At 44.4% G+C, this 16,418-nt stretch carries 14 protein-coding genes and 1 pseudogene; 9 read left to right on the plus strand and 6 right to left on the minus strand.

The window, feature by feature from the left end:
- From lptB to HRU21_06635, 8 genes and pseudogenes are all read left to right on the plus strand, one after another.
- The coding region (gene lptB / locus HRU21_06600) for an LPS export ABC transporter ATP-binding protein (GenBank protein ID NRA41965.1) at positions 1-526 on the plus strand (526 nt) is incomplete at its 5' end.
- A gap of 263 nt (positions 527-789) precedes the next feature.
- Positions 790-2,375: pseudogene (locus tag HRU21_06605) on the plus strand (RNA polymerase factor sigma-54).
- Positions 2,376-2,670: 295 nt separating this feature from the next.
- Complete coding sequence (gene raiA, locus HRU21_06610) at positions 2,671-2,997, plus strand: ribosome-associated translation inhibitor RaiA (protein ID NRA41966.1); 327 nt, start codon at positions 2,671-2,673, stop codon at positions 2,995-2,997.
- A 243-nt stretch (positions 2,998-3,240) separates the two neighbouring features.
- Positions 3,241-3,714, plus strand: a complete 474-nt coding sequence (locus tag HRU21_06615; GenBank protein ID NRA41967.1) for a PTS sugar transporter subunit IIA — start codon at positions 3,241-3,243, stop codon at positions 3,712-3,714.
- A gap of 36 nt (positions 3,715-3,750) precedes the next feature.
- Positions 3,751-4,614 carry an RNase adapter RapZ gene (gene rapZ / locus HRU21_06620; protein NRA41968.1) on the plus strand — a complete coding sequence of 288 codons (864 nt, stop codon included), beginning with the start codon at positions 3,751-3,753 and terminating at the stop codon, positions 4,612-4,614.
- The gene (locus HRU21_06625; GenBank protein NRA41969.1) at positions 4,607-4,882 is read left to right on the plus strand and encodes an HPr family phosphocarrier protein; all 276 of its coding nucleotides are present in this window, start codon (positions 4,607-4,609) and stop codon (positions 4,880-4,882) included. The genes rapZ and HRU21_06625 overlap by 8 nt, the downstream gene beginning before the upstream one ends.
- An 84-nt stretch (positions 4,883-4,966) precedes the next feature.
- Positions 4,967-6,319 carry a magnesium transporter gene (mgtE, locus tag HRU21_06630; GenBank protein ID NRA41970.1) on the plus strand — a complete coding sequence of 451 codons (1,353 nt, stop codon included), beginning with the start codon at positions 4,967-4,969 and terminating at the stop codon, positions 6,317-6,319.
- 108 nt (positions 6,320-6,427) lie between these two features.
- The gene (locus HRU21_06635; protein NRA41971.1) at positions 6,428-6,991 is read left to right on the plus strand and encodes a DUF615 domain-containing protein; all 564 of its coding nucleotides are present in this window, start codon (positions 6,428-6,430) and stop codon (positions 6,989-6,991) included.
- Between the two features lie 19 nt (positions 6,992-7,010).
- On the opposite strand, the gene HRU21_06640 is transcribed toward HRU21_06635, so the two are convergent.
- The 6 genes from HRU21_06640 to HRU21_06665 form a co-directional block, all read right to left on the minus strand.
- Complete coding sequence (locus HRU21_06640) at positions 7,011-11,123, minus strand: hypothetical protein (GenBank protein ID NRA41972.1); 4,113 nt, start codon at positions 11,121-11,123, stop codon at positions 7,011-7,013.
- A 4-nt stretch (positions 11,124-11,127) separates the two neighbouring features.
- Positions 11,128-12,576 (minus strand): ribonuclease G, encoded by a 1,449-nt coding sequence (gene rng, locus HRU21_06645; GenBank protein NRA41973.1) that lies wholly within the window; start codon positions 12,574-12,576, stop codon positions 11,128-11,130.
- A complete protein-coding gene (locus HRU21_06650; protein NRA41974.1) occupies positions 12,573-13,166 on the minus strand; it encodes a Maf family protein in 594 nt (197 codons plus the stop codon). The genes rng and HRU21_06650 overlap by 4 nt, the downstream gene beginning before the upstream one ends.
- Positions 13,167-13,228: 62 nt before the next feature.
- Positions 13,229-13,714 carry a rod shape-determining protein MreD gene (gene mreD, locus HRU21_06655; protein NRA41975.1) on the minus strand — a complete coding sequence of 162 codons (486 nt, stop codon included), beginning with the start codon at positions 13,712-13,714 and terminating at the stop codon, positions 13,229-13,231.
- 2 nt (positions 13,715-13,716) lie between these two features.
- Positions 13,717-14,712, minus strand: coding sequence for a rod shape-determining protein MreC (gene mreC, locus HRU21_06660; GenBank protein NRA41976.1), 996 nt, complete (start codon positions 14,710-14,712; stop codon positions 13,717-13,719).
- 42 nt (positions 14,713-14,754) lie between these two features.
- A complete protein-coding gene (locus tag HRU21_06665) occupies positions 14,755-15,792 on the minus strand; it encodes a rod shape-determining protein (protein NRA41977.1) in 1,038 nt (345 codons plus the stop codon).
- 199 nt (positions 15,793-15,991) lie between these two features.
- On the opposite strand from HRU21_06665, the gene gatC reads away from it, so the two are divergent.
- Complete coding sequence (gene gatC / locus HRU21_06670) at positions 15,992-16,279, plus strand: Asp-tRNA(Asn)/Glu-tRNA(Gln) amidotransferase subunit GatC (GenBank protein ID NRA41978.1); 288 nt, start codon at positions 15,992-15,994, stop codon at positions 16,277-16,279.
- Positions 16,280-16,418 lie beyond the last annotated feature (139 nt).

Genomic DNA, 16,418 nt, shown 5'->3' on the forward strand with positions numbered 1-16,418 from the left:
GACTCATCTGCCGATTCACCGTCGAGCTAGACAGGGTATTGGCTATTTACCGCAAGAAGCCTCTATTTTTCGCAAAATGACGGTAGAGGATAATATTTTATCCATCCTTGAAACGCGCAAAGGACTGAAGAAAGCGCAGCGATTAGCGATCATGGAAGAGCTACTCGAGGAATTTCACATTGGCCATATCCGCAACAGCTTAGGTATGGCCCTATCTGGCGGCGAGCGAAGACGGGTTGAAATCGCGCGCGCACTGGCCTGTGACCCAGTATTTATTTTACTGGATGAGCCTTTTGCCGGCGTTGACCCCATCTCCATTGGCGACATCAAAAAGATTATTCGCCAGCTGCAAGCACGCAATATTGGCGTATTAATCACTGACCATAATGTACGCGAAACGCTCGATATATGTGAACAGGCTTATATTGTTGGCAACGGGATTATTATCGCTGAGGGCGATGCAGAAGCGGTGCTGAATAATCAACGTGTTAAAGATATTTATCTAGGCGAGCAGTTCACGCTTTAGTGGATTGTGATTAGTTTACCGCTGTTTATTAAGACATAATGAACAATGCAGTAGCCGTAAAATTTACTTTAGAATCAAAATTCTCCCTACGGTAAAGATTGACCATAAGCCGACAAACGCGCAGATAAGCATGATCTTGCGCTACACAAATGACGTAATCATTGCTATATTGCAATCTCATGTAAAACTTAAGCAATAGTCATTCCAAATTTTTATTTTCCTTAGTTTAGCGTCTTCTATGCGCCTAGCCCCTTGGATGTAGTATGAAACAGTCATTGCAGTTAAAATTAGGGACCTCCCTAACCATGACGCCTCAACTGCAGCAGGCGATCAAACTACTGCAGTTATCTACCCTCGACTTACAACAAGAAATTCAAGAAGCGCTAGACTCAAATCCAATGCTAGAAGTGGATGAATTCGAGGATGCTTCACCATCGGATACTGCAGAACATACAAATCTGAATGAAAATGCTGTGCAAGAGCGCGATAACGCTGAAAACCTCGCAGGAGCTGATGACAACACTGCTGCCGGCATGGATACTGCAATAGAACTGCAATAGACACTGCAATAGACACTGCAATAGATACTACAGATACTGCTGCTCCCGAACTTGATATTAACGCTTCAGAGACTGCGTCACTGCCAGAAGACTTGCCAGTTGACAGCCAGTGGGACGATATTTATCAGGCAGAATTTCAGGGCAGCTCGCTGGCCACCCCGGTCAATGATGAAATGAACTGGGATGAGCGCAATACTAGTGCTGAAACCTTGCAAGATAAATTGTATTGGCAGCTCAATGTTACTCGCTTAGTAGACAGTGACCGCCTAATGGCCGAAGCTATCATCGATGCCGTAGCGCCATCAGGCTTCTTATCCTTAACTCCGGAAGATATCTTTAACAATATTCAGACGGATGCTGATATTGACTTTGAAGAATTTGAAGCCGTTCGAAAACTTATTCAACATTTTGAACCCGTTGGCTCTGCCAGTACGGGTTTACAGGAATGCCTGCTGATTCAACTTAACCAGCTGCCCAATAACACCCCTTTTGTAAACGATGCCAAGCTGATTGTTTCGCGTTATTTACAACTGCTAGCCAGCCACGATTATGCGCAACTAAAACGCCGAACCCGTTTTAAAGATGGCAGGCTGCGCGAAACCGTAGAATTGATTCAAAGCTTAACGCCTCAGCCCGGAGACAGCATTGACGCCGGCGACACCGAATACATTATGCCGGATGTATATGTGAAACGCGCTGAAAATGCTTGGACAGTCGAGCTGAACGGGGATTGCGCGCCGAAACTTAAAATTAATGATCAATATGCCGCGCTGATCAAACGTGCTGACCAATCTGAAGACAATAACTTTTTACGTGATAATCTGCAGGAAGCACGCTGGTTTATAAAAAGTCTGCAAAGCCGCAACGAAACGCTGCTGAAAGTAGCCAGCAAGATTGTTGAGCATCAGCGGGGCTTTCTTGAACATGGCGAAGAAGCAATGAAACCGCTGATCTTAGCTGATATTGCGCAAGAAGTTGATATGCATGAATCAACGATTTCTAGGGTTACCACCAGAAAATATATGCTAACCCCGAGAGGCATTTACGAGCTTAAGTACTTTTTCTCCAGTCATGTTGGCACTGAATCGGGCGGCGAATGCTCGTCCACCGCAATTCGTGCGATGATTAAAAAATTAGTACAGCAAGAAGAAAGTCGTAAGCCCTTGTCAGACAACAAAATTGCCCAATTATTATCAGAACAGGGTATTAAAGTCGCCAGGCGTACAGTGGCTAAGTACCGCGAATCCATGCATATCCCTCCATCCAACGAACGTAAGCGTCTGTCCTAATTCGTCTTAAAGCGATTATTTTTTGAACAATTTAACTACCCAAGCTGCAAAAAAGGGTGTATAAAATAGTTCTGTTTGATGTAAACGTTAAGCACGAAATTGAACATCTACTTTCAATTTTGCTGGCTGTGCTGCCCGTAACCGCCTCATCAGCCTGCACTTAATAGCATCCTTCAGCTTCAGGTTATTGTTGTTTACAACACGATTAAAATCGCAAGATTTGCAAGTGAACAACGCGTTTTGTGAACACAAGACTGCATCACTTGCCCTACCAATACGACAAGAGGAGTCGCTTATGCAAATAAAAATCAGTGGTCACCATATTGAAGTAACTGACGCATTAAGATCCCATGTGCTGACAAAAATGGACAAACTAGAGCGCCATTTTGACCATATCACCAACGCCAATGTCACGCTTTGCGTTGAAAAACAGCGGCAAAAAGCCGATGCGCGCGTTCACATAGCCGGTAACGACATCGTTGCACAGGCTGAGTCAGCCGATATGTATGGCTCGATTGATTCGCTGGTGGAAAAACTCGATCGACAAATTCTGAAACATAAAGAAAAAATTGTCTCACGGCGACATGACAACAGTGCAAGAGCCCAAATAGCCACTGCATAATAGAGAGTTAAGCAAAAGCCCAGTCAATCGACTGGGCTTTTTATTTTTTAGCCTTTTCACTGCTTCAATCAAAACATAGCTTGATTGAGCATGTTCTAAGCAAATCAGCTATTCATCGCAGCCAAAAAAATCAGCCTACTTTTTATAAAACAGCTTAATCTTATCTGGATAAATTGCATATTCCGCTTGAGCCGATAATCGATAAGAGTAGAATAAGCTGTAAATAGTTGATGTGTCTTTTGTATGGTTAGTCAATCCTTAAAACAAGAGCAACCGATTTCCTTACAGCCCGAATATGTGCTTAATCATGTTAAAGCAAATAGTAAAAAAAGGGCCCTACAATACGCTGCCGAATTGATCAGTCAAGATGCTGACCATATCGATGGCGAGCTCGTCTTTGAGCAGCTCATAGCCAGAGAAAAGCTAGGCAGCACTGGCTTAGGCAACGGCATCGCAATACCACATTGTAGATGTGAATTTATCCAACAGGCACGCACAGCCTTGCTCACTTTAGAACAAGCTATTGACTTTGATGCTGTAGACGGCAATCCGGTTGATATTATTTTTGTTGTAGTGGTACCTGCCGATGCTAACGAGCAACATCTAGCCACACTAGCCAATCTTGCAAAGCTGCTTGAAAATGCAGAATATCGCAATAAATTACGTAAAGCCTCATCGAACAGCGAACTTTTCGAACAAGCACTGGCATTCATCTAAAATAAGGCGTATCGATAACGTTAGTGATTATAGCCAATGAAATTAGTAATTATAAGCGGCAGCTCAGGCTCCGGCAAAAGTACCGCATTAAAAGTTCTAGAAGATATTGGTTTTTATTGCATTGACAACCTTCCTGCCAGATTACTGCCGGCACTTATTGAACAATACATCGCCGAACCTGACAGCCAATTAGCAACTTGTATTGATGCCAGAAATACGCCTGAGAATATTGCCAGTATTAGTGAAACTTTATCAGCATTGCCCGAATCACTGAATATCGAAATCCTGTTTCTCGACGCCACCGAAGATGTGCTCATTCAACGTTTCAGTGAAACCCGTCGCAAGCACCCCCTGTCTGACGCTGACACCAGCTTAAAAAGTGCAATTCAGAAAGAGCGTAATATTCTCGACCCAATTATTCAAATTGCTGACCTGCATATCAATACCAATCAGATGAATGTGCATGATTTACGCAGCCTAATTAAAAAACGCTTACAGGCTGCAAGCACAGATAAAAGCATGTCACTGTTATTCACCTCATTTGGTTTCAAACATGGTATACCGGTAGATGCAGACATGGTTTTTGATGTTCGCTGCCTGCCCAACCCGCACTGGGAACCCTTACTGCGAGAGATGACAGGTCTAGATCAACCGGTACGTGCTTTCTTATCGGCACAAGAAGATGTCAATGCCATGCTTAATGACATTGCCAGCTATCTAACTACCTGGCTGCCTGCATTTATCGATAGCAACAGAAGCTACGCGACGGTTGCTATCGGCTGCACCGGCGGACAACATCGCTCAGTTTATATCAGTAGCAAGCTTCAACAAATGTTTGCCTCTGATTACCCAAGCTGTCAAATTTTTCACCGAGAAATAGATAAACTCACGCATGCATGATTCAACCAGTACGGTAAAAATTATCAATCAAAAAGGCCTGCATGCCAGAGCCTCTATTAAACTATCAGAGCTTGCGAGCTCTTTTGAAAGCAACATCAGCTTAACTAACGATACAACTCAAGCTGATGCAAAAAACATATTGCAACTAATGATGCTTGCTGCTAGCCGAGGCAGTACTTTGACCTTGCATTGCCAGGGCACTGATGCCTTAAACGCTGAACAGGCGATCCATTCTTTAATCAATAATTACTTTGAAGAAAGTCACTAATTACTTGAGCATTAAGCATTTTACATTGAGATAAGCTACCATTTAATTAATAATACTCTATTAATTTAATGACAGATTATTCGCATGCCTTCCAGTGCAACTCAGACTCAGCAGCAACTAGAATTACTCTCTAGCGCCATTGATGATGGCTCTCTAGCGCCCGTTGCCAGAATGTTGAACGCACTGCCTGCAGCAGAAACTGCACACCTTCTGGAATCATCACCGCCTCGCATGCGACAGGCGTTGTGGGCTTTAATAGATCGTGATAGTGAAGGCGATATCCTCGCCAGCCTGCCAGAGGAGCTACAGAGCTCTTTCTTGAAAGATATGGACGTTGATGAGCTTATCGAGCTTACTGAGGGATTAGAATCTGACGATATTGCCGATATATTGCAACAATTGCCACGCACCGTTATTCACGAAGTATTGGCCTCGATGGACAGCCAAGATCGCCACCGCGTCGAACGCGTTATTCAATATCAAGACAATACCGCGGGTGGCCTGATGAGTACTGAAATGATTACTGTGCGCGCACCGATTACCCTCGATGTTGTACTGCGCTATCTTCGACGTCATGATCAACTTCCCTCTAATTCTGATGCTATTTATGTCGTAGGACGCCAAGACACGCTGATTGGCGTATTGCCGATTGCTAAATTATTAATCAGCGATCCAAACAGCACCGTGCGCGAGGTCATGAAAACCGATATTTATACCTTAACCGCCGATATTGAAGATACACAGGTTGCGCAATTATTCGAACGCAATGACTGGGTTTCAGCGCCGGTAGTCGACAAGGCTGGTAAGCTGCTAGGTAGAATCACCATCGATGATGTCGTAGATGTTATCCGTGATGACTTTGAACACAGCATCAATTCACTGGCTGGTATTTCCGATGAAGAAGAAACGTTTTCCAGCATTAAAGATACCGTACCACGCAGAATGGTTTGGTTGGGCATTAATTTGATTACCGCTCTGCTGGCCTCAGCTTCTATTAAAATGTTTGAGGGCACGATTGATAAGGTGGTTGCATTAGCTGTGTTAATGCCTATTGTTGCCAGTATGGGTGGCATCGCTGGCAGCCAAACCCTTACCGTTGTTATTCGCGGTATGGCCTTAGGCTTAATCGGTAAAAATAATGCCAGCTGGCTGCTTCAGCGTGAAGTCATTATATCGTTTATTAACGGCATTGTTTGGGCCTTAGTCGTCGGTACTTTAGCCAGTCTTATCTATAACGATTTTACTTTAGCGATTGTTTTAGCCACCGCAATGATTTTAAATTTATTTGTTGCTGCCTTTGTTGGCACCTTATTACCGATTAGCCTAGAGCGACTGAATATTGATCCTGCTCTTGCGGGCGGTGTATTACTCACCACCGTCACCGACATTTTTGGGTTTGCAATTTTCCTTGGCTTGGCCAGCTATTTTTACGGTTAATGTAGCGGCATACAGAAGCGCATTTCTTACCGATATAGTAATAATTTAAGTGAAGCCAACACGATAAACACGGTTTGCAACACTCAGCGTCGCTGGAGCTCAATCAATATGGCAAAAAAATCTTCTCCACAGTCTCATGAATCACAGGGCGATGAGATTAAATCTAAGACACAAATTAAACAAGAGATGCTTGATCTACAAGCATTAGGCAAAGCCATTGCCGATTTACCCGGCGCGGTTTATCAAAGCATGCCGGTGCCGGACAGCCTTGACGAGGCGATTAAAACGCTGGCAAGAATAAAAAACTGGAATGCGCAAAAACGGCAGCTGCAATATATTGGCAGGGTTATGCGTGAACTTTCTGAGCATGAGGTTGAGTTGTTACAACTTGCTCTTGACGATTATGAGCTCGGTCGCAAAAAACTGAATCGCGAATTTCATCGTCTTGAGCAGCTTCGCGAGCAGCTCATTAGCGGTGATAAAGACTGCGTCAATTCGATTATTGCTGAGCATCCCAATATCGATCGACAAGCCTTTATGCAGATAGTTCGCGCGGCTCAAAAAGAGTATGAACTAAATACAAAACTTTCAGATAATGCAGCAAAAAATCTCAAACATTATAAAAAGTTATTTCAGTTTCTTAAACAGTTAGCGATAGATAAGTTTGACTAGTCTGCAGCGAATACAGCGATCAATTCGTCACATCAAATAAGCGCAAAAACTTCACCTCAGGCTCAGCGAAATCACCGTCNACNCGGTACACAGCTGAGGATAATTTATCCACCTGAGATTGCATAAACTTAGAAATTATATACACCCCAATTGCAGTCGGAAGGCCAGCAGCAAGTGCTGCAACCCAGGGTAAATTGCTGGCTAGCGGTAACGTAACCGAAAGCTCCGCATCAATCTTTTCTTGCTGCGTATCAGCCATGCCGAGTAATTTTATGATGCTTGATGCACCTTTAATTTCTATTGGCGATTTTTCAAATTTCACGATACCTTGATCAAGCTGAAGATTAGCGCGCACCTTATCATAACTAAGGCCGGAAGACGTCAAGTCGGAAAAATCAAGCTGTATGCGGCGTAAGATATTGCTTAAACTAAAAGCGCTAACGACTTTCAAAGCGCTGGTTGATGACCCGTCTAAATCAATAAAATCGCCACGATTAAGTTTTAATTTTAGCCCGCCACGCAGCTGGTTAAAATCATAGGCAAAAGGTGAATCTGGCCATGCAATGTCTAGATCAAAACTAAAATCTTCACTGGAAATATTTTGTGAATATCCCCAAGCTTGCAGCACATCAGCAATATTGCCGCCAATAAAACGCCCTTTAAACGCGGTTAGATGTGACCATTGATCATCAGTTTTTTGATGTCGCCAAATTAGATTAGACGCTCCCGACTCATCGTCAACAATCTGAGTATAACGCACTTGAGCTCTAATGTTATTGAGCATAATTTGATGCGCAGAGAAATTTACATTAAATTCCCACTCGCCATAATCTTCTTCAGCCAAGCTAAGCTGATCAATTTGCACTCGCATATCGCGCCATGCTGCAAACTGCTGGAAATCAATATTTTCACCCATCAGCGAGGACGTCGCTGTGCGTATTGAATCGTCGACTTGATCGCTTGAGCTTGTCTCATCAACACTTTTGCCTGCCATACTCTCTGCACCTGAATCCCTCGCAGAGATTGAGTGCTTAGCCTGACTGAATAAGGCTAAATCCAGTTCTCGAACATGCAGCTCAGCAGCTATGGCAGGATCATTAAACCACAGTAGCTGTGCCGCTATATCCTCTTGCTGCAGCGATATATCCCAGTAATTCAGGCGATCAAAAATATCTATGCGCGAATCAGTCAAGGTATATTGATTCGCCCGCATTTCACCTATGTGCAAATCATCAATAGCAAGCCCCCAAGCCGGTAGCTCCTTGCTAACAATAGCTTTGTCTGCAGCGTCAGCGTCAAATGCGTTGCCATTATTTAGACTAGCTATGTAGTCGAGCCAATCTAAGATATTAAGCGATGCAATGTGACCAGTAACTAAAAATTTATTTTTTACAAATGGCGCTGGCGGTCTATTATCGTCAGCATTCGCCTTTTGTTCTGTAAATAGTAGCCTTGCCCCATCAAATTCGTCCGAGGTTCGATGTAACTCGAAGATTAGCTGCTGATTGTAATCGATACGCAATGGCACCGCATTGTTATTAAACTGCCAATGCAGTGCAGCATCAGCTTTATCTTGCAGCTCTTTAGCGAAAGGTTTAGGCAATCTGAGACTTACACCTTGCAGTGAAGAATTTGCCTTAATACCCGCACCATTTTCGCCAAAATACAAATATCCCTTGCTAGCTATATCTTGATCAAACAATGCCGACAGATAATGCATAGAAAAGTCGTTAGCAAACTGATCCGTATTAAGATCACCACTGAAATTGACACGTGTATTAAACACCTGTTGATTACGCAAAAACGACTGAATGCTGCCAAGAAATGGTCGATTTAAAAAGTTAAACGATAATGCCTCAGCCGATAAACCTTGCTGCAATGAATAGCGTAAGTTACTGTTAACATCGGTAAAGCGCAGCCCATAGGCAGAGTGATTTAACTGCAATTGTTTAAGCTCCGCAGCGAGATTTATCTCTGTTTTGTGGCTTCGCTCACTGCCTTGTTGCGCAAGCAGTGGTACTTGTAAATCAAGTTCAATCGGCACTGATTGCGATGACGAAGCCTGCCAGCCTGAGAGCGCACCCTCCGTCGCTGCCACTATTGGCTCAATGGCTAATAATTGCTGAAGCTGCTCAGCTGAAGCTTGACTATTAGCGCTCAGTTTTAACTCACTCAGCAGTTCTTTATTTGCAGCTGGACTAATAAAAAGCTGCGCGCCATCAATCGAGGCACCACTAAATTGCGCCTCAGTAATATCCGCGCTAATAACCTTATTATCCAGCCATAGCTGACCCGCTATGTTCGTCACCTCAGGCCAGTCGTCAAGAAAATAGATATCCGTATCTGCAAGCGATAAATACAGCAAATTATCTCTTGCATACGGTGCCTGCTTAACGGTTGCGCCGTGGTAGACATAATCAGCACGATTAATGCTAGCCGACTTTATTCGGCCTAATAACCAGCTGCGCAAATCTGTCGATAAGTTGACCGGCAACACGCGCGTAAGATAGGAAATATCCGTATCTTCAGCGGCGATTTGCAAGGACAGCATCGGCGGCTCAAAAACACTGCTAGACTGGTAACGCGCAAACGGCAGATCGAGGTCTATCTCACCATGCGCACGACCCATTTCGCCAGCAACTTGCATATCCTTGCTGATCAATCTCAAACGCCATTCATCACCTAAGCCTCGATAAAAAGACCATGCTAAGCGAGCGCGGGCATGCTCAAAGCGCAAACCCTCAGTAAATAATTGCTCAAGGTGTAAAGCAAATTGCTGCGCATCGAGATCGATATAACCACCTTGTTGATTAAACGCCAGACGACCAGAAATATTTCGCATCGCTGGCACGCCTTTGAATGCGCTGAGCTGTATGTTCGATACCTTAGCGACTGCGGACCAATCTGCTAATTGCTGCCTAGGTGCACTAAGATAAAAAGCATCAATTAGGCCTTCAGGAGCTAGCTGGGTAAGAGTATTTTGCAGTGGGGGCGATTCAGAATGAGGGTTGAGCGTCGCCAGCAGTGTTGCAAGTTTTGCGACGTTCAAAGGGCCTACAAAGGCGTTAATTTGCTGCGGGTTTAATTGTAATTGTGCTTGCTCAAGCTGAAACGGCTGTTGATTAATGATGGCTTTGGTTTCATGCAGCGAGAGTTTCAGTGATAATGCAGCCATATTTGCAGTCAGCGCAAACTGGCTATCGATTGCCTCCACGTTGATTTTTTCAGCTTGCTCGATTGAAAATTGATATTGCAATTGACTCAGTTTTACATCGCCTTGCAGATCTAATATACCTTCATCAAATATCATGGAAATATCGCTGCCGACCATGGCGGAAGCAAGACCAAATTGATCATTAAGCAAAGGCACAGTATCCACAACATCAAACCGCTCAAACTGTAAATTACCTTGGAATTTAAAATTTTTATCGAAAGGCGCGGCGAAGGTTTGTAAATTCAAGCGAATAAGGGCGTTATCATCGAAATCAACACCAAGTGGTACATCAACAATATTTTTTTCATATAGCGCTGCAGAGATACGTTTATTTTTACCTTGCGACGCAACTTGTAATCGCGCCATAGGCAAAATACTTATATCGCCATTAGCAGGCTTCAAGGACAACCTAAAATTGTTAATCTGAAGATTTTTAATGGACCAGAGGCGATTTATTAAGGCTTTTAATTTTAATGATTCGTTTTTAGCTTCATTAGCGACTGTTCTTAGACCCCAACGCTTAGCTTTATTTTGCACTAACAAAAGGCTCATCTTATCAATCGATAAACTATCAAAATAAAGTTGCCTAGACACCAAGCTATGAATTAGATCTACTGAAACTGTTAGTCGATTTATACGTAAAACTTCATCTTGCTGTTTAGCTGTAATAACTACATTATCCAGCTCAATTTTAGGAATAAGCTGGTCAAAATTTGCGCGAATTATATCCGCATCAATAGCAAAAACATCCGAATGCTGGTTTAAACGCGACAGTATCGACTGATGATGATCTTCGATCATCGGCAAATAATAACGTGATAGGCTGAGCAGTGCGGCGATTATTAGCAGCGCGGCAAAAAAACCTGCAATCACAAGCTTTGCCAGAAAATCGATCAGCTTTAACACAAGGATGGACATACTGTTACAGTAAGATCACTTCAAACTGTTCTTGGGTATACAAAGGCTCAACCTGAAACTGCAGAGATTTGTTCAAAAAACCTTCTAGCTCAGCAACATTTGCCGACTCTTCTTCCATCAGCCTATCGACAATGCTTTGTGCAGCAAGCACTAAATAAGCATCATGATCGTAGGCTCTTGCTTCTCGGATAATAGCTCGAAAGATTTCATAACATACTGTCTCAGCAGATTTTACAGAGCCCGTGCCGTGACAAACGTGACAAGGATCGCATAACGTTTGCTCTAACGATTCTCGCGTCCGCTTTCTAACAATTTGCACCAAACCTAACTCAGTCACACCTGAAATGGATGTGCGGGTTAAATCTACAGCCAGCGCATTTTCTAGGGTGCGATGAACTTGAGACTTATGCTCGTTATCTTGCATATCGATAAAATCAACGATGATAATACCACCCAGATTTCGCAGTCTAAGCTGGTGGGCAATTGACTTAGCCGCCTCCAAATTGGTTTTAAATAGGGTTTCCTCTTGATTGCGATGACCTACAAAACCACCCGTATTTACATCAACGGTGGTCATCGCCTCAGTTTGATCAAATACAATATAACCACCCGATTTCAACATAACCTTTCTGGCTAAGGCATTTTTTATTTCTTGTTCAACGCTGTGCAGCTCAAAAATCGGTCGACCGCCGGGGTACCACTCTAACAAGCTTTTTTTGTCGGGCATAAAGCTGTCGCAAAAGCTTTCCATTTTTTGAATAGTCTCACGCGAGTCCACTTTTATTTTATCTACCCGCTCGCGCAGATAGTCACGTAATACCCTAAGACTAAGCGATAAGTCCTCATGCACGATTGCGGGTACTGACTGCGCGGGCTGCGACAGTGCATGCCAAAGCTTTTGTAACAGTGCAATATCATTGACAATTTCTTCTGCATGCACCTGCTCTGCTGCAGTGCGAACAATAAAGCTACCATGCATATCGGCAAACTGCTGCGCATGAATATTATTCACCAAGGATTTCAAACGCTCACGCTCAGCCTCGTCATCTATTCGCTGAGAAATACCTAGCTGATCTATATCTGGCATGTACACTAAGTAGCGCGCCGAAATCGACAAAAATGCGGTTACTTTTGCACCTTTGGTACCGATCGGGTCTTTCGTGATTTGTACGGTAATACAATCACCTTGCTTGATTAATTTTTGAATATCCCGCACTTCACCTGTCGACTTATCAATATCGGCCGCATGGATAAAAGCGGCTTTTTCGAGGCCAATATCAATAAACGCAGCCTGCATACCGGGTAGTACTCTGACTACCCTACCTTGATAAATATTGCCAACTAAGCCGCGGTTTTCGCTACGCTCAATAATCACCTCTTGCAGCTGGCCGTTATCGACCATGGCAACGCGCGTCTCCATCGGGGTGGCATTCACTAGAATCTCATCGGTCATTTTAGCTCTACTCCACATTCAGTCAGCAAGCAACTGAGCTCATACAAGGGTAAACCCATAATACCCGAGTAGCTACCCGATATTTTCCTAATCCATTGCGCCGCTATACCCTGAACCGCATAAGCACCTGCCTTGTCTTGCGGCTCACCGGTTGCCCAATAGTGCATCATATTTGCTTCCGTTAATGGACAAAATTCAACGGTACTAGTGCTTAAGGCTGATTTAGAGCTGATCAGCTCATATCTAGCTGGTTTAGCGTTAGATTCAGAAGCAGAGCCAGCAATTTTTAACTGCATAACCGCCAGTGAGCTTAGCACCTGATGACTTGTACCGCTTAGCTTAAGCCACATCTCACGTGCATGTTGATAATCTCTGGGTTTACCCAAAATCGCATTATCAATGCTGACAGCGGTATCAGAGGCAATCACGATCAGCTCTTGAACATGCAAAGGAATTTGATAACTTGCGATCACTGCCCGAGCTTTTTCCGTGGCTAGTCGCATAACATAATCAGCAACCTGTTCTTCAGGTAACACTGACTCATCAATATCAGCAGCGGCGATATCAAACTTTAAATCAAGCTGGCGCATTAATGCTGCGCGCCGCGGTGAGGCCGAGGCCAATAATAGACAGGTATGCGGTGTATTAACGTTTAAACCCAATGTTTAACAACCCCCATCTTGCGACGAAATGCACGCATAAAAATCATGAAGCCGGGCCAGATCAAACTGGCAATTAATACCGGCAATAAAAACCATAGCCCTAATGTCGCTCGACCAAAAAACGTCGCCAACCAAAACTCCAGCATTTGTGCCAAACCCGCTAAAACAAACACAAACCAAGCTTGATGCCATAGGTCCAAGGAGCGAAGACGTTTATATAGCACCAAGGTTATCGCCACAACTAAGGCATAGGCCAACATATGTTGACCGAGCAAGGTGCCGGTTAACACATCACATAGCAAGCCGGCGGCAGCGGCAATAACAATGCCACAGTGCTCTGGTGAAGCCATCGACCAGTAGATCAGCACCAACATGAGAAAATCCGGCCGCACCCAATTGAACCACAAGGGCATTGGAAAAATGAGCAGGCAAAATGCAATGGCTATAGATATTCCGATCGCTAGATATGCGCGCATAATCAATCTGCTTGATCGTTCAGAGTGGGGGCAAGCTTAGTCGACTCAACGGTTTCACTGGACTCACTCGATTCACTATCGAGTTCAGCCAGATCTTGCTCAGATGTCTGTTGAGATTGTTGCTGCATGTCCTTTAGGTTTTGCTGTTGTTCGCCTATCGGTTTGACTATCAGCTCTTGATTATCGGCAAACAGCAGCAACACCTGTCGACTTTGATTCAAACGGGCAAACGGTTCAATAGAAATGGTGGCAAAAAAGTCGCCCTCAACAAAACTTACCTCGCTGACTTTACCCACTGGGTAGCCTGCAGGGTAAAGCTGACCAAGACCTGAGGTTGATAATATATCACCCGCCTTGATATCGGCAGTAAGTGCCACATTGGATAGGCTAAGCGAGAGAAAGTCATTGACGCCTTCAGCTATAAAACGTGTTCCATTGCGATTTAACTGCACTGGCACTGATTGACGCTGATCAGAAATCAGTAACACTTTAGCTACCGACTGACCAATATTTACCACCTGCCCAAATAGACCATAGGCATCAACCACTGCCTGACCTATATAGATACCGTGTTTACTTCCTTTGTTGATAATTACATGTTGCGAGGCGGGGTCAGGCGATACAGAAATGACCTCTGCTACGAGCACATTTTCTTCCAGCTGATCATCTGCATTTAAAAGCTCACGCAAACGCACATTTTCAATCGCCAAGGCAGACAGTTTTTGTAGCTTACCACGCAGCACAATATTTTCTGACTCTAGCCGTGCTAGCTCTATTTGCAACTCATCTTTTGATTGGAACTGCTTTTGTGTCCACTGATTTATCAAGCTAGGTAAATCTACGGCTTCAAACACTGGCCGCAATCCCGACAGCACCTCAGCCTTGAAACGCTCTGCCCACTGAAAGCGACCGTCCGAAAACATAAACGCTAGTGCTATTACTAGCACTAGCGTTAATCGAATCGTGATCGAGGGTGACTTGATAAAAATTTGATTGATAGCGCAGCAACCTAGTCAAAATATTCAGCGCAAGGCGAACGTTTAATCTGTCGATAAAAGGTCCAGCTTATGCATATCCATAATAGCCATCGCCTTGCCGCCACCTTGAGCCACACAGGTTAATGGATCTTCAGCTATCCACACCGGCAAGCCCGTTTCCTCGGCAAGCAATTTATCTAAGTTTTTCAACAAAGCGCCGCCACCGGTTAACACAATACCACGTTCGGCAATGTCAGAGGCTAGTTCGGGTGGTGACTGCTCGAGCGCAGATTTAACCGAGCTAACAATCGCTGCCAGCGGTTCTTGCAAGGCTTCTAAAACTTCATCCGAGTTCAGCGTAAATGAACGCGGCACACCCTCTGCGAGGTTGCGACCGCGCACATCAATTTCGAGTTTCTCAGAGCTTGGGAAAGCACTACCAATCTGCTCTTTAATACGCTCAGCCGTAGCGTCACCAATCAGGCTGCCGTATTTGCGTCGCACATAAGAAACAATCGACTCGTCGAAACGATCGCCGCCAACCCGCACAGAGTCAGAGTATACAATGCCATTCAATGAGATGATCGCGATTTCGGTGGTGCCGCCGCCAATGTCTACCACCATTGAACCTGAGGCATCTTCAACTTGCAGCCCGGCACCAATCGCAGCAGCCATAGGCTCTTCTATCAAGCGCACCTCACGTGCACCAGCACCGTAGGCCGACTCGCGAATCGCACGACGCTCCACTTGGGTTGACTGACAAGGCACGCAAATGAGCACCCGCGGGCGCGGCGGCAGCATATTGTTCTCATGAACTTTTGCAATAAAATGCTGCAGCATTTTTTCTGTCACTTGAAAGTCTGCAATAACGCCGTCTTTGAGTGGGCGGATGGCGGTAATATTACCCGGCGTACGACCCAACATACGTTTCGCATCTGAGCCAACGGCCTCAATAATTTTTTGTCCATTATGCATGCGAATAGCCACGACTGATGGCTCGTCTAAGACAATACCTTTTTCACGCACATATATCAGCGTGTTTGCCGTACCTAAATCGATGGATAAATCATTGGAAAACATACCCAGCAGGCGTTTGAACATAGTGTATTCCTTAGTTAACCAGGCTAATCTGGCTTTTCATCGCTCGGCGCGTAAGTGCTTGTTAGCACAGGCGAGATCTAGAAAAGGAGCGAATTTTTATCGATTCTGTAAAAACTTTGCACTCTAGCAACATCAGCCATTTAGGGCAAGCGGCAAATGTGGTAACTTACGCAGCCTGAGAATTAACTGGAGAACACCGATGTCGGTCAGCACCCACGACATAGAAAAAGTGGCAAAATTAGCTCGCATCCAAATTACCGATTCGCATATTCCTGAAGTCACCAGTAGTATCAATCAGGTTTTGGGTTTGATTGATAAAATGAGCCAAGTTGATACTGCCGCGGTAGAACCATTAGCTAATCCCCACGATGCAACACAGACTTTGCGCGAAGATAAGGTAACCGCCAGCAATCAACGCGAACTGTTGATGCAGAATGCGCCTGCTAGCGAGCAAGGCCTGTTTCTGGTACCCAAAGTCATTGAATAACATATAGCATTGCCATGAGCTGCCCTGGCAACTAGGCACTGAAACCACAAGCTATAGCATTACATTTATCCAGATTGCTCATTCATTAACCCGTAAAGTTTACCCTCATGCATAACCTTACTATTAAACAGATTCTTGA

The sequence above is a fragment of the Pseudomonadales bacterium genome (genome assembly GCA_013215025.1).
In the GTDB taxonomy this organism is placed as follows: Bacteria; Pseudomonadota; Gammaproteobacteria; order Pseudomonadales; family DT-91; genus DT-91.